Source organism: Vibrio pacinii DSM 19139, assembly GCF_000711795.1.
Classification (GTDB): Bacteria; Pseudomonadota; Gammaproteobacteria; order Enterobacterales; family Vibrionaceae; genus Vibrio; species Vibrio pacinii.
Genome location: NZ_JONH01000016.1, coordinates 51,859 through 66,003, shown reverse-complemented (window position 1 = coordinate 66,003; position 14,145 = coordinate 51,859). Strand labels below are relative to the sequence as shown.

The 14,145-nt window shown below is 48.7% G+C and carries 12 protein-coding genes; 6 read left to right on the top strand and 6 right to left on the bottom strand.

What is annotated here, in order from left to right; genetic code table 11:
- Positions 1-101: 101 nt before the first annotated feature.
- Both envZ and ompR read right to left on the bottom strand, forming a co-directional pair.
- Positions 102-1,409, bottom strand: coding sequence for a two-component system sensor histidine kinase EnvZ (gene envZ, locus BS19_RS11495; RefSeq protein ID WP_038175433.1), 1,308 nt, complete (start codon positions 1,407-1,409; stop codon positions 102-104).
- Between the two features lie 77 nt (positions 1,410-1,486).
- Positions 1,487-2,206 carry an osmolarity response regulator transcription factor OmpR gene (gene ompR, locus BS19_RS11490; RefSeq protein WP_038175432.1) on the bottom strand — a complete coding sequence of 240 codons (720 nt, stop codon included), beginning with the start codon at positions 2,204-2,206 and terminating at the stop codon, positions 1,487-1,489.
- A gap of 168 nt (positions 2,207-2,374) precedes the next feature.
- Between ompR and greB the strand changes: the two genes are divergently transcribed.
- A complete protein-coding gene (gene greB / locus BS19_RS11485; protein ID WP_038175466.1) occupies positions 2,375-2,854 on the top strand; it encodes a transcription elongation factor GreB in 480 nt (159 codons plus the stop codon).
- A gap of 95 nt (positions 2,855-2,949) precedes the next feature.
- Here greB and BS19_RS11480 read toward each other — a convergent pair whose 3' ends face one another.
- On the bottom strand, positions 2,950-4,848 hold the full coding sequence (locus BS19_RS11480) for a putative ATP-dependent zinc protease (protein ID WP_038175431.1): 1,899 nt from the start codon (positions 4,846-4,848) through the stop codon (positions 2,950-2,952).
- A gap of 238 nt (positions 4,849-5,086) precedes the next feature.
- Here BS19_RS11480 and BS19_RS11475 point away from each other — a divergent pair, with 238 nt between their 5' ends.
- Entirely contained in the window at positions 5,087-7,405 is a 2,319-nt protein-coding gene (locus BS19_RS11475; protein WP_038175429.1) for a Tex family protein, read from the top strand.
- A 107-nt stretch (positions 7,406-7,512) separates the two neighbouring features.
- Here the strand turns inward: BS19_RS11475 and BS19_RS11470 are convergent, their stop codons facing one another.
- Together BS19_RS11470 and bioH are read right to left on the bottom strand one after the other, a co-directional pair.
- Positions 7,513-7,983: a hypothetical protein gene (locus BS19_RS11470; RefSeq protein WP_038175428.1), complete on the bottom strand. Its 471-nt coding sequence runs from the start codon at positions 7,981-7,983 to the stop codon at positions 7,513-7,515.
- Positions 7,984-8,089: 106 nt separating this feature from the next.
- Entirely contained in the window at positions 8,090-8,908 is an 819-nt protein-coding gene (gene bioH / locus BS19_RS11465) for a pimeloyl-ACP methyl ester esterase BioH (protein ID WP_038175427.1), read from the bottom strand.
- A 57-nt stretch (positions 8,909-8,965) separates the two neighbouring features.
- On the opposite strand from bioH, the gene BS19_RS11460 reads away from it, so the two are divergent.
- The 4 genes from BS19_RS11460 (at position 8,966) to cysQ (ending at position 11,890) form a co-directional block, all read left to right on the top strand.
- Entirely contained in the window at positions 8,966-9,667 is a 702-nt protein-coding gene (locus BS19_RS11460; protein WP_038175426.1) for a ComFC family protein, read from the top strand.
- Between the two features lie 87 nt (positions 9,668-9,754).
- Positions 9,755-10,348, top strand: a complete 594-nt coding sequence (gene nfuA / locus BS19_RS11455; RefSeq protein WP_051686530.1) for a Fe-S biogenesis protein NfuA — start codon at positions 9,755-9,757, stop codon at positions 10,346-10,348.
- Positions 10,349-10,469: 121 nt separating this feature from the next.
- Positions 10,470-11,018, top strand: a complete 549-nt coding sequence (gene nudE, locus BS19_RS11450) for an ADP compounds hydrolase NudE (RefSeq protein ID WP_038175424.1) — start codon at positions 10,470-10,472, stop codon at positions 11,016-11,018.
- A 44-nt stretch (positions 11,019-11,062) separates the two neighbouring features.
- On the top strand, positions 11,063-11,890 hold the full coding sequence (cysQ, locus tag BS19_RS11445; protein WP_038175423.1) for a 3'(2'),5'-bisphosphate nucleotidase CysQ: 828 nt from the start codon (positions 11,063-11,065) through the stop codon (positions 11,888-11,890).
- Between the two features lie 116 nt (positions 11,891-12,006).
- Here the strand turns inward: cysQ and recG are convergent, their stop codons facing one another.
- Positions 12,007-14,085, bottom strand: a complete 2,079-nt coding sequence (recG, locus tag BS19_RS11440; RefSeq protein WP_038175422.1) for an ATP-dependent DNA helicase RecG — start codon at positions 14,083-14,085, stop codon at positions 12,007-12,009.
- Positions 14,086-14,145 lie beyond the last annotated feature (60 nt).

Sequence of the window (14,145 nt, the reverse complement as noted above, 5' to 3'; positions counted from 1 at the left end):
TGTTCACTCAGGGCCGCATGATGCGGCCCTGATTTTATTATTGGGCAGGAATGCTTGCTGTAGGAATCGGTGTTGTAGGGACCCCATTTTTTGCATGAAAACTATTTGCTCGCAGGGAAACTGATTTGTACTTTTAGCCCGCCGCCACTGCGGTTGTTCACAATCACTGAACCATTGTGTTGACTAAGAATACGTTTGACTATCGCTAGGCCCAATCCGGTGCCTTCACTGCCTCGCGCAGTGTCTCCGCGCGTGAAAGGTTCAAACAATTTGCTTATCTGGCTCTGCTCTATACCTGGTCCATTGTCTTCAACACACACCCAAACTAATTTGTTGTCTGCCGTCATGCCGGTGCTTACTCGTATCCAACCGTTGCCGTAGCGAATCGCGTTCACCACTAAATTGCTTACCGCACGTTTGATCGCAATCGGACTGCCCAGTGTGCCTTTAAGTTGCTGGTGGAGTTTGGTTTCAATCTGAACTTCATAGCCACCCTCGGATGAAGCAACCTCATTGGCAATCTCGTTCAGGTCAACGTGTACAAATGACTGGCGGTTGACTGGCTTGAGGTAGTCCATAAACTGACTGATGATCTCGTTACATTCTTCGGTATCGCTAATAATACTTTCGGCGAGATAACTCTCTTCCGGTGACATCATTTCGGTCGCTAAGCGAATCCGCGTCAGTGGCGTGCGTAGATCGTGACTGATACCTGCCATCAGCAGTGCCCGGTCTTCTTCTAGGGCTTGTATGCCCTTAGACATCTGGTTGAAGGCTCGGGTGACTGAGCGGATCTCAGAGGCGCCTTTTTCTGGCAGCGGCGCGGGGATCTCTCCGCGGCCAACACCTTTTGCTGCTTTTTCTAGAGCCATCAAAGGGCGATTTTGCAAGCGAATAAACAACCAACCACCCGCGACAATCAACATCGCCATGATGAGACTATTACGAAACAGTGGCGTAAAGTCCTCTTCTTGCAACTCAGACAGTGGAATTCGTAACAAAGAGCCCGGCAAAGAGTCGATTTTCATCCACAAAATGTAGCTCTGTTCACCCAACATCATGCGTACATCGGTGGGCGAGCCTAGCTCGTTGGTCATCTCTTCACTCATTAGATCGATCGTCACGGCATGATGATATTCATCTGCAATGGCGCTGTCTTGAGCATGAATAGTCACCCCAAGTTGTTCGAGGACCCGCTGGCGCAATGGAGCGTCCATGTCAAGTTGATCGCCGAGGCTGGCGGAGTCATCAAGCATCAAGTTGATTTCGTGGCCTAGAATCTTGTTGAACTGCTGCAAACTGGGCATTAATGCGTAGTTAAAGACCGCATAGTAAGAGTAGACCTGGCTGGCGATCAGAAGTGTGAGGAAGATAAAAATTGATTGAGTAAATGAGCTGCGAATACGCATAACACCTACCTTAAAAAAGGACCGATAAAAACCAACAGTGCGAGCTGTAGGCTCGCACTGGGGAATGGGTTGCTGAGTTAGGCTTCTCTGCCATCTGGGACAAACACATAACCTAGTCCCCAAACGGTTTGAATGTAACGAGGTTTGCTTGGATCGACCTCAAGCATACGGCGTAAACGAGAGATCTGAACATCAATCGAGCGCTCCATCGCCGAGTACTCACGCCCACGTGCCATATTCATCAGCTTATCACGCGACATCGGTTCACGGGCATTGGTCACTAACGCTTTGAGTACGGCAAACTCACCCGATGTCAGTGGCATAGCTTCGTCGCCGCGGAACATCTCACGCGTTCCGAGATTTAAACGGAAGTCGCCAAATTCAACCGTCGACTCTTCACTACTAGGCGCGCCAGGTAGCTCAATCGTTTGACGACGCAGTACCGCTTTGATGCGCGCGAGCAGTTCGCGTGGATTAAATGGCTTCGGCAGGTAATCGTCTGCGCCTACTTCAAGGCCGACAATGCGGTCGACCTCGTCGCCTTTAGCGGTGAGCATTAAAATCGGTAAGGTGTTATTGGCGTTGCGCAGGCGGCGGCATATAGACAAGCCATCTTCACCAGGCAGCATCAGATCGAGCACCATTAAATGGAAAGTTTCGCGCGTGAGTAGACGGTCCATTTGTTCGCTGTTCGCAACGCTACGAACTTGGAAGCCTTGTTCCGATAAGTAACGTTCCAATAGAGCACGAAGTCGTGCGTCATCATCGACAACTAATATCTTGTGATTTTCTTGCATGTAGTAGGTCCACCTATTCAATCAGCTTGCGCGAGACTCGGATACCAGATCCAATTGCACAGTGTAAAATGTAACACTGTTCGGGCGCAATTGGCGCAAAGAATTGTTAACGTTTATTTCTTTTTTAGCTAATGTATGTCGCAACTGCAATTTAAACTCGTCAGAATTATGAAAACGAACCTAATAACACGCGAAGGCTTTGATCGACTTAAAAAAGAGCTCGACTTTCTCTGGAAAGAAGAGCGCCCTGAAGTGACCAAAAAAGTGACTTGGGCGGCGAGTCTTGGCGATCGAAGTGAAAACGCAGATTATCAATATAACAAGAAGCGTCTCCGTGAGATCGACCGTCGGGTGCGCTATTTACGCAAACGCTTAGAGCAAGTTAAAGTCGTCGATTACTCGGCGCAGCAAGAAGGCAAAGTTTTCTTTGGTGCCTGGGTCGAGATCGAAAACGAAGCGGGCGAAGTGAAGGTGTTTCGTATTGTCGGTCCTGATGAGATTTACGGTGATGCTAAAGGGTATATCTCGATAGACTCACCAATGGCCCGCGCGCTATTAAAAAAACAGGTCGACGATGAATTTGTCGTCAAAACACCACAAGGTGAAAAAGAGTGGTTTGTGAATAGCATCCGTTATCACGCTGATTAACCACCATAATCAAACATCCCGCTCAAGGCGGGATGTTGTGTGATTGTGCTAGAAGAGAGTTATGGCTCTGAAGAAGGTTATTGTTCTGAAGAAGATTATTGCTCTGAAGCGGGTTTTTGGGTCAGAATATAGTCTTCATCACTTGATACCACCGCGCCATATTTCAAGAAGTTCTTACCTAAAATCATACTGTAATGGAATCGGCTGCGATCTTGTAAGTTGACCCGAACCTTTTTCTCTAGTGTGCCGAGTTTAACGAACATTTCTACCACGGGTCTTACGGTGGCTTTCTCACCTGCTTTGGCGGTCACTGTCATGTTATCCACCACCGGTAGGGTGAAACTCTGCTCCATACCTAAGTCATTTTGATAATCAAAGCTGACCATTTGCTGTCCCGCTTGTTTGAAGCGTCGAATATTTTGTGCATTGATAGAGCTAATGTCAGCACCGGTATCGAGTTTGACCGGGAAGCTAAGCTGATCGATTTGCGCTACTTCAATATAACCGGCTTTAAATAGAGGATAGCCGTCGAGTAAGTTATCGCTGCGAGTGTTAATCAACACCCCTTGATTCGACATCTTCTGACCAATGACGAAGTATTCATTGTCCTCATTCTCATCAAGCACATCAATCGCGTAGGCAAGTTCAATCTCTTGACCGTGAAGAATAAAGGTGCCAAAAACCACTGGGCGGATAGAGTCACCCACTTTGAGCTTTTTGTTGATCGGCTTTGAGAACTGTTTGGCATCGCCATCAGCGGTAGAGAGATAATAGGTGACCCAATCTTTACCGCGATCTTGATAGATTTCAAAACTCGGTACTTTTAATAGCGGTGTTTTTACTACCAGCGATGGCTCGGCGTTGAGCGTGATACCGTCTAAGCTAAGAGTTTCTTGCCCCGAGACTTGCAGTGCTTTCGATTTTGAGTCAAAGGTTTTACCTGAGGTAGAGAGTAAGCCTGTGGCGCTCGGATCGATCATAAAGTGTTGGTTGAGCGTCTCTTGGCCAAGGCGAATTTGACTGTGAAACTGACTACGATCGCTCAAATATACTAGCCAGTAGTGGCGTTTTTGGTTGTATATGGTGACCGGGACATACACCATTGGGCGCTGCTGACCTGCAACTTTAATCATTCTTTCTAGTGGTCGAGTCAATGCAGTCGTATTGCCGTCAGAGTCGCTGATCTCAAAGCTGACTTGCTGTGTTTTGCTATCGACCTTGATATTGGTTGCGTGCAGCGAAGTGTAGTTATTGCTCATAGAGTAGGAGATGTTTTGGCTGATGCCGCCAATGTTGACCTGCTCTTTTCTACCGATTAATTGGGCTTGTTTTTGTTGTTGTAGATAGTCGTAGCCAGCAAAAACCCAAGCATTATCTTTTAAGAAGGTTTTGCCAATTAACACCGGGGCAGAAAATTGACTACGATCGGTTAAGTTCACCTCTGTCATCACTGTGGTGTCGGCAATGGTCATTGGCAACGTCACTGTTGGGCGTACGATGGGCTTTTTACTGGTGCGACTGCGGATCACCCCAACACGTGTCAACGGTGAATTAACACTAACCATCTCATTATTGTAAGGGTTTTCTAGCTCAAAACTGACGGTGACTTGATAAGGTGCAAAAAGCTCAGCATTCCAGTCATCATAGGCCACATCATCAATTTCCGGGGTATTGATCAAAGCTTGCATTAATGCATTATCTTGCAAGTCTTTGAATTCTGGATGGCTACTGGTGACATGAATATTGCTGGCATGAATTGACGTTGTATCGGCACCGGTATCAATTTTTCCTGCAAAGGGAATGTGTTGCAGTGGTTCGATGCTATTGAGGTAAACATTTTCCACTCGGCCCAGTACGGGTTTATCGTCGAGGGCGTAAATGGGCGCATACGTTGTTGCATTAATGGTCGTGTTTTGTAAGTTGCTGTCGGCGAATGCCAAGCCAGAGAGGACAGAACAAGACAGCAGAGAGAGAGCCAGTAACAGTTTTTTCATAGCGGTTCCATAGACGCATTAGCGAGTGAAGTAGTTATACTACATTAGTTATTTGCTTAGATTTTAGGTTCTTGTCTATCTCTAGTTTTGACACAATAATCACACAATTGCCAATCTATTGGCCAAACAATGGTGCAAGCTTGCTAGTGAGGGCTAAAAATGTTGGCTTTTTGTCTCAAGACCCCAATATAACCAATAGCCGCAATTAAATGTTTAATTCAAAAAAGAGATTCAACGGATGAGCCAAGCTATCTGTAAATTGATTGCTCAGGAACTCAATGTTCGCCCTGAGCAAGTCACCGCCGCAGTCAACCTGATTGATGATGGTAATACCGTTCCGTTTATTGCCCGTTACCGCAAAGAGGTGACAGGAGGCCTAGACGATACACAGCTGCGTAATTTAGATAGCCGCTTATCTTACTTGCGAGAGCTTGATGATCGCCGCCAAACCATCCTTAAATCGATTCGAGACCAAGGTAAATTGAGCTCGGAGCTTGAAGCTGAAATCCATCAAGCTGACAGTAAAACCCGACTTGAAGATCTGTATTTACCCTACAAACCTAAACGCCGAACGAAAGGCCAGATTGCCATTGAAGCCGGGCTAGAGCCTTTGGCCGATACCTTGTGGAATCACCCTCAGACTGACCCGGAAATCGAAGCGAAGCAGTATATTAATAGTGACAAGGGCATTGCCGACAGTAAGGCCGCCTTAGATGGTGCGCGAGCTATCCTCATGGAGCGCATTGCTGAAGATGCTAACTTGCTAGAAAAAATTCGGTCCTATCTAAATCGTCACGCCGAGCTTGTATCGCGAGTGGTGGCGGGGAAAGAACAACAAGGCGAGAAATTCAAAGATTATTTCGAGCATAACGAAGCATTAAGCAAAGTGCCATCGCACCGCGCTTTAGCCATGCTGCGAGGCCGCAATGAAGGCTTCTTAACGTTAGCGATGAATGCTGACCCAAGCCAAGAAGAGGGGGTACGTCAGTCGCATTGCGAAAGTATCATTAGCGATCACTACGGCGTCTCTTTGAGCAGTGCCCCGGCTGATGGTTGGCGCAAGCAAGTGATCAGTTGGGCGTGGCGCATCAAGGTGTCGATGCACATGGAAACCGAGCTGATGGCGGCGATGAAAGAGCGCGCTGAGATTGAAGCGATCGACGTGTTTGCCACCAACCTAAAAGATTTGTTGATGGCCGCGCCAGCGGGTCCGCGTGCAACGCTGGGTCTTGATCCTGGGTTGCGCACTGGTTCAAAAATTGCGGTGGTTGACTCAACGGGTAAAGTGCTCGCGACCGAAACGATTTATCCGCACCCACCGCAAAAGCAGTACGATCAGTCAGCGCAAGTGGTCGATGCACTGGTGCGTCAGCACAATGTTGACTTGATTGCGATTGGTAATGGCACCGCTTCACGCGAAACCGATAGTTTTGTCGCGGATGTTATTCAGCGTGGCAACCTAAAAGTGCAAAAAATCATGGTGAGCGAGGCTGGGGCGTCGGTCTATTCAGCGTCTGAACTGGCGGCCAACGAGTTTCCGAATCTGGATGTCTCTTTACGCGGCGCCGTGTCGATTGCGCGCCGACTGCAAGACCCTCTGGCTGAGCTAGTGAAAATCGACCCTAAGTCGATTGGTGTCGGCCAATATCAGCACGATGTGAGCCAGTCAATGCTCGCCAAACGTCTCGATGCGGTGGTTGAAGATTGTGTTAACGCGGTCGGTGTCGATGTCAACACTGCCTCACCCGCATTGCTGATGCGTGTGGCTGGCTTATCAAGCACGATTGCGCAGAATGTCGTTGACTATCGTGATGCCAATGGCCGTTTTGAAAGCCGTACTACGCTGAAGAAAGTCGCGCGGCTTGGGCCAAAAGCGTTTGAGCAGTGTGCTGGATTCTTACGCATTATGGATGGTAAAAACCCGCTTGATGCCTCTTCCGTGCACCCAGAAGCCTATCCAGTAGTAAAAGCGATCGCCGCCAAGAATCAAAAACCGATTCAAGCCTTGATTGGTGATACCACTTTCTTGCGTGGTTTGCATGCTATCGATTACACCGATGAGAACTTCGGTGTGCCGACGGTGAGCGATATTATCAAGGAGTTGGATAAACCAGGCCGTGACCCACGTCCTGAGTTTAAGACCGCCACGTTCTCTGATGGCGTCAATTCGGTCTCAGATCTAGAGCCGGGAATGATTCTTGAAGGTGTGGTGTCGAATGTGGCGAACTTTGGCGCCTTTGTTGACATTGGCGTGCACCAAGATGGCTTAGTGCATATCTCTGCGCTCACTGACCGTTATGTCTCTGATCCGCGCGAAGTGGTCAAGGCTGGTGATATTGTTAAAGTCAAAGTGATGGAAATTGATGTCCAACGTAAGCGCATTGGTTTGTCGATGCGCCTTAATGATGAACCCGGACAAGATAACCGCGCTCAGCGTTCGAGTGCGCCGCGCAGTCAGCCGCGTCAAGCTCAAGGCGGACAACGCCGCCGCGAAGAGTCGCAAGACAGTGCTATGGGCGGCGCCTTCGCCCAGGCGTTTGCAAAGGCCAAGCGCTAAGACTGATAAGCGTTAAACTTATCAAAACAAAAGTAAATCCCCGTGAGTAGTGATACTAACGGGGATTTTTTTGGGCATTACCTCATCAATGATAAACTCGATGAGGACTACAACACCGCAATGACATCAGAAGGAGTGTTGGGTGCAACGGCATCACCGTAATGAAATTTAATCACAGTGCGTCTTTTCTCCATGGTTCCTTCTGTTATCGCCGCATCGATTATGCGTCTCGGCAAGCGAAAACGCATGGCGTAGCCTTTACCTTGATGTTCGCTATAACTATCGAGTGCCAACAATTGAAATAGCCTATCGAGTGTCTCTTGAGGCTCTTCCTGAGAAACGGAGATCGCGTCACCACTTTGATCGGTCTCATAGCTTGGGTGCTCTGAGGGATCCCATGATGATTGTTTGCGCCGTTTTTCATCTGCAGTCACTTTCCGTTCTGCGTTACTCTTGGTCAATGCAAGCGTTGGGGCAATTGGCTCACGGACTTTATTGTCCCTGGCGGCTTGCTCCGTTTGCACATTAACCGATGGGGCGATGAGTGGAACACTTACGTTCGTAGGTGATACGAGCATCGTTTAGTCTCCTCACGCCCAACCGGCAGAGTGGTCACTCTTTCGGTTAGTTTATTTATCGACCAACCATCTGAAACATTTAGCACATTTTACAGTTTGTTACCCATTATCGCTTATTGCACAATGGCGACGAGTTATCGATAAATCGCTTCACTTGTTCACAGAACGATTCAAATTCGGTCATAAAGGGGGCGTGAGATGACGCCGCAAACACAACGCTTTCACTATCTGGAGTCAGAGTATCAACATCACTGGCGACTTTGACGGGTACTAAGCCATCAAGGCGACCGTATAAACGCAGCATCGGCATGGTTAACTGAACAAGCTGGTGGCGATAGTCGATCTCTGCCAACAGATTCAATCCGGCCAGTAGCGACGTTGGATTGGGCGCTGGTCTGGAAAGTACCGCATGTTTGAGCTGCTTAACATCTTTACGCGCCGAAGGGCTGCCCATGGCTTGCAGCGCCATAAAGCGCTCGATGGTCAATTGGAAATCATCGACCAGTTGCTCGGTAAAAGCACTTAAGACTTGTGGCTGGATGCCTCGCCATGGTTTTTGCGCGGCAAACTTCGGCGAGCTAGCCACAGTGACAAGCTTACAGACTCGCAGTGGGTGGTGAAGGGCAATGTGAGTGGCGAGCAGGCCTCCGAGTGACCAACCGAGCCAAATTGCATTCTCTGGCGCATGCTTAAGGACTTGCTCGGCAAGATCGTCCATGCGTTCAAAGCTGGCTTGATGGCTGTGGCCAAAACCAGGTAAATCGACCACGTGAACACAGTAGTGTTGGCTGAGCGCTTCTACCGTGTTATGCCATACCGCGCCATTCATTCCCCAGCCGTGAACCAGCACTACGTCTTGACCGCGACCGCAGGTTTGCCAATAAAGCGGAGGTGAGTTGCTCTCATTTTGCTGCACTTTTTTCATCCTTCATCATGCTGCTTTGGCGCCATAATCGTTGTTCCAACTGGCCAAAGTGAAACTATGTTAGCGCAAACAATCAACAAATACATCGCGGACCTGTTGCCGATGCAGTGTGAGGTGTGTCAATTACTCTTGGCGGCCGACGAGCAGCAACTAGGGGTTTGCGCTACGTGTCAACACTATTTTTCACCAGTGCCGCGTTGCCAACGTTGCGGCTTAATGACGGTGGCTGAGCAAGTTGAGTGCGGACAGTGTTTAAAGCAGCCACCATACTGGCATAAGTTGTATTGTGTTGGTGATTACCAAGCGCCACTCTCTTCTTACGTGCATTTACTCAAGTACGAACGGCAATTCTGGCACGCCCGTAAGCTTGCGATGCTATTGGCACCACGTATCGACCAACCTGCCGATTTGATCACCTTTGTGCCCTTGCATTGGCGGCGTTATTTACAGCGAGGATTTAATCAAAGTGAGTTGCTTGCGCAGTCGTTAGCCAAACAACTTGCTGTGCCCCAGCAAGGCGTGTTTCGCCGTACTCGTGCAACTGCTCAGCAGCAAGGGTTAGACAAACACCAACGGATGAACAACATCCACAACGCTTTCGCATTGAAATCATTGCCAAATGTGAAGCGGGTAGCGATTGTTGATGATGTTTTAACCACAGGAAGTACCGTGCAGCATTTGTGCAAATTACTGCTTGATGCCGGGGTAAAAAGCGTTGATATTTATTGTATTTGCCGTACTCCTGAACCTGCGAGTTAGCCGAATTTGATGAATAGGGCTAGATCTCTCAATTTTCAGGAGTAGAATGGACAACTAATAGCCTACAAAATTACTCAGGTATTCGTCGTGTCAAATACAAATACAATTATTATTACTGAAACTGCCCAAAAACATTTTGCTAACCTACTGAGTCAGCAGCCAGAAGGCACTAATATTCGTGTGTTCGTTGTAAATCCAGGCACCCAAAACGCAGAGTGTGGTGTCTCTTACTGCCCACCAGAAGCCGTCGAAGCTACGGATACCGAACTCAGTTTCGACCACCTTACTGCTTATGTTGATGAACTCAGCTTACCTTTCCTAGAAGACGCTGAAATTGATTTTGTCACTGACAAAATGGGCTCTCAACTCACCCTGAAAGCACCGAATGCAAAAATGCGTAAAGTGTCTGACGATGCACCATTGGTTGAACGTGTTGAATACGCTATTCAAACTCAAGTAAACCCTCAGCTTGCTGGTCACGGTGGTCACGTTAGTTTGGTTGAAATCACTGATGATGGCATCGCGATCGTCGCATTTGGTGGCGGTTGTAATGGTTGTTCAATGGTTGATGTCACACTGAAAGAAGGCATCGAAAAAGAGTTACTGCAGCAATTTGAAGGTGAGTTGTCGGCGGTACGAGATGCAACTGAGCATGATCGCGGTGAGCATTCTTACTACTAAATTCGTATTAACCGAATGAAATACATAGGGTTGGCCACAAGGCGAACCCTTTTTTTTGATTTCAAACCCGGCTATTTTCTCCTATATTAATAGCATTCTCTTCGTGTAAAGGATCAAGCTTGTGGCCAAAATGACTCCACCAGAGATTATGGCGAAACAAACCGTCGCACAATCTCGATTATTCGCAATTGAAGCGCTCGACTTACGCTTTAGTAACGGTGAGCGGCGCACTTATGAGCGAATGAAACCGAGTGGTCGTAATGCGGTCATGATGGTGCCAATCACAGCGCAAGGCGATCTCTTGCTAGTGAGGGAATACGCGGCGGGTACGGAGCGCTATGAGTTGGGCTTTCCCAAGGGGTTAATTGACCCTGGCGAAAATGCCGAGCAAGCCGCAGTACGCGAGCTGAAAGAAGAAATAGGCTATGGCGCGAATAAGCTGACACCATTAAAGCAAGTGGTGTTGGCACCGTCTTATTTCTCAAGTCAAATGACCCTATTTATTGCAGAAGATCTATACTCAGAGCAATTAGAAGGGGATGAACCTGAGCCTTTGGATGTGGTGCGCTGGCCATTGGATCAGGCAGAAGAGTTACTGACGCACCTCGATTTTTGTGAAGCGCGGTCGATTACGGCGCTGCTACTTGCCTTGCGTATCTTACAAGCCTAATTATGACGACAGAGGTCATCGCCGCAGAGCATTAAGGATTATCTATGCCAATAACAAAAGATCTCTCTCATCACTTACCTGCCGTGATTGAAATTGCCCGCTCGGCAGGGCAGTTAATTCTCGAAATTTACGAGAAAAAGGAGTACCAAGCGTACACCAAAAGTGATGAAACACCCGTGACGAGCGCCGATATTGCGGCGCATAAATTGATTGTTGAAAAGCTCTCAGAATTGACACCAGACATTCCAGTGTTATCAGAAGAAGCGGCGGATATCAGCCTTACTCAGCGAGCGAGCTGGGATCGCTACTGGTTAGTTGACCCACTGGATGGCACCCAAGAATTTATTGCTCGTAGTGGTGATTTTGCCACGGTGATTGCACTGATCGAAAACAATCAACCAGTCATGGGCGTTGTCTATGGTCCGGTTTCCGGCGTAACGTATTACGCTTATCATGGTAAAGGTGCATGGAAGATTCCAGACCTAGACCAAAACGTGCGGATTAAAACCCACCAACATACAGGGCAATCAAGCCCCATCGCGATGGCCATCAGTCGTCGCCAAGACATTAACCGTATCACTCGCCGTATGAGTAGTGGATGGAACTACGATTTAGTGCCGCTCGGTTCTGCCGCATTGAAAGCGTGTTTGGTCGCCGAAGGTGCTGTCGACTGCTATCTTCGCCTTGGTCCAACGGGCGAATGGGATACCGCTGCGACACAATGCATTGTCGAAGAGGCGGGAGGGCGCATCCTAAGCACTCACCTTGATCCTTTGTCCTATAACGAGCGCGATACGTTAGAAAATCCTAATTTCATTGTTTTGGGTGACGAAAACTTACCTTGGGATCAGATCCTGAAAGTGAAGGATTAATGTTTATCCACTTTAGATTCCGAATATCTCGTTGCTCGATTCCGGAATGACGATGTTTTTACTGTCGTCATTCTGAACCGCGAGGAACGAGCGTGATTCAGAATCTGATTGACGACCTACGCTTTCGAATAGACATCCCTATCGCCAAGCCATCTATCAATAATCGCGACAGCATTATCCGGATAGTTGTCATGAATATGGCGAGCTATCCGCTGAACTTCCGGAATTAAGCGTTGATCGCGCACTAAATCGGCAATCTTAAAATCCGCCATGCCAGTCTGTTTCGTCCCGAGCAGTTCGCCTGGGCCGCGAATCTCTAGGTCACGCTGAGCAATCACGAAACCATCATTACTTTCTCGGAGCACGCCAAGTCGTTTTTGCGCTGTCTTTGACAGAGGAGAGTGGTACAGCAGCACACAATGACTGGCAACGCTGCCTCGCCCGACTCGGCCCCGCAACTGGTGCAGTTGAGCTAGCCCTAGGCGCTCGGGGTTTTCGATGATCATCAGGCTCGAGTTAGGTACATCAACACCCACTTCAATCACCGTGGTGGCAACCAACAAGTGCAGTTTGTTGTCTTTGAAGTCTTGCATCACGGCTTGTTTTTCTGCGGGCTTCATCCGACCGTGGACTAGGCCGATTTTAACATCCGGTAGCGTGCGTTGTAGCGCTTCGGCGGTATCCGCAGCCGCTTGTGCTTCAAGGACTTCAGACTCATCAATCAAAGTACACACCCAGTAAGCTTGCTTGCCTTCGGTTAAACACGCATGGCGCACCCTTTCGACAATATCATCACGCTTGGTATCAGGGATGGCGACCGTTTGAATCGGTGTCCGGCCCGGAGGTAGTTCATCAATGACTGATGTTTCAAGATCGGCATAAGCCGTCATTGCCAGCGTGCGTGGGATCGGCGTGGCCGTCATGATTAATTGGTGTGGATATGCGCCCTGCTTTTGGCCTTTCTCGCGTAACTCAAGACGTTGATGAACACCAAAGCGGTGTTGCTCATCAATGATCACTAAGGCGAGATGATGAAACGCAACGTGCTCTTGAAATAATGCATGGGTGCCGACCACCATTTTCGCTTCACCACTCGCGATGTCTGCTAACTGCGCCTCTTTGGCCTTACCTTTTAGTTTTCCGGCAAGCCAGCCTACCTTGATGCCCATCGGTTCAAGCCAGGTCGAAAAATTCACGGCATGCTGCTCTGCAAGCAGTTCGGTTGGAGCCATCAGGGCGACTTGATAGCCGTGCTCAAGCGCGCGCAGAGCGGCGAGCGCCGCGACTAAGGTTTTACCCGAGCCAACATCGCCTTGCACTAAACGCATCATCGGGTGCGGTTTGGCCAAGTCTTGTTCGATCTCTTGTACCACTCGCGTCTGAGCATTGGTGGGCGAAAACGGCAAGCCGGCCAGTAGTTGCTGTTTCAGCGTATTACGCTCTGCCAGAGGCAATGCGGCATCTTGCTGGCCTTTACTGCGCACCGAGAGCATCGATAAGTTTTGCGCCAACAACTCTTCCATGATTAAGCGAATCTGCGCTGGATGTTGGCCGTTGTCAAATTGCTCTAAATCGATACTTGGAGGTGGCCGATGAATGGTATGCAACGCGTGGGCGAGGGTGATTTGACTATCGTAAAGGCCACTGGGTAACAGCTCCTGTACGGCGGCTTTATCGAGTAACTCTAATGCTTGGTCGGTGAGGTTACGCAAGGTAATTTGACGCAAGCCCTCAGTGGTTGGATAGACAGGCGTCAGGGTTTGCTCGACATCGGGTTGTTGATGGGCAGTGTGGAATTTGTAGTCGGGATGGACAATTTCGAGTCCGTAGCCACCGCGTTTAATCTCGCCATAAGCATGGACGGTTTTACCCTCGACAAAGTTATTTTTTATCGCGGCAGTAAAATTGAAAAAACGTAAAGTAATGGTGCCGTTACCATCGCTGATTTTGACCGCGAGCATTTTGCGTTTGCCAAATACAGTATCGACGCTCATCACTTTGCCTTGCACCGCAGCCCATAAACCCGCATGTAATTTGACGATCGGATAGAGGCGAGTTCGGTCTTCGTAGCGCAGTGGCAGATGAAAAAGCAGGTCTTGAACCGAGTTTAAGCCGACTTTTGCAAGTTTCTCGGCGACTTTCGCGCCTACCCCCGTAAGGGACGTGAGAGGAATTGCAGATAGCAGTTGCGACATAACAGGGCTCGGTAAGTCATTCAATCATTAACAATAGTTAACCACCGAGCTGTGTTTTTG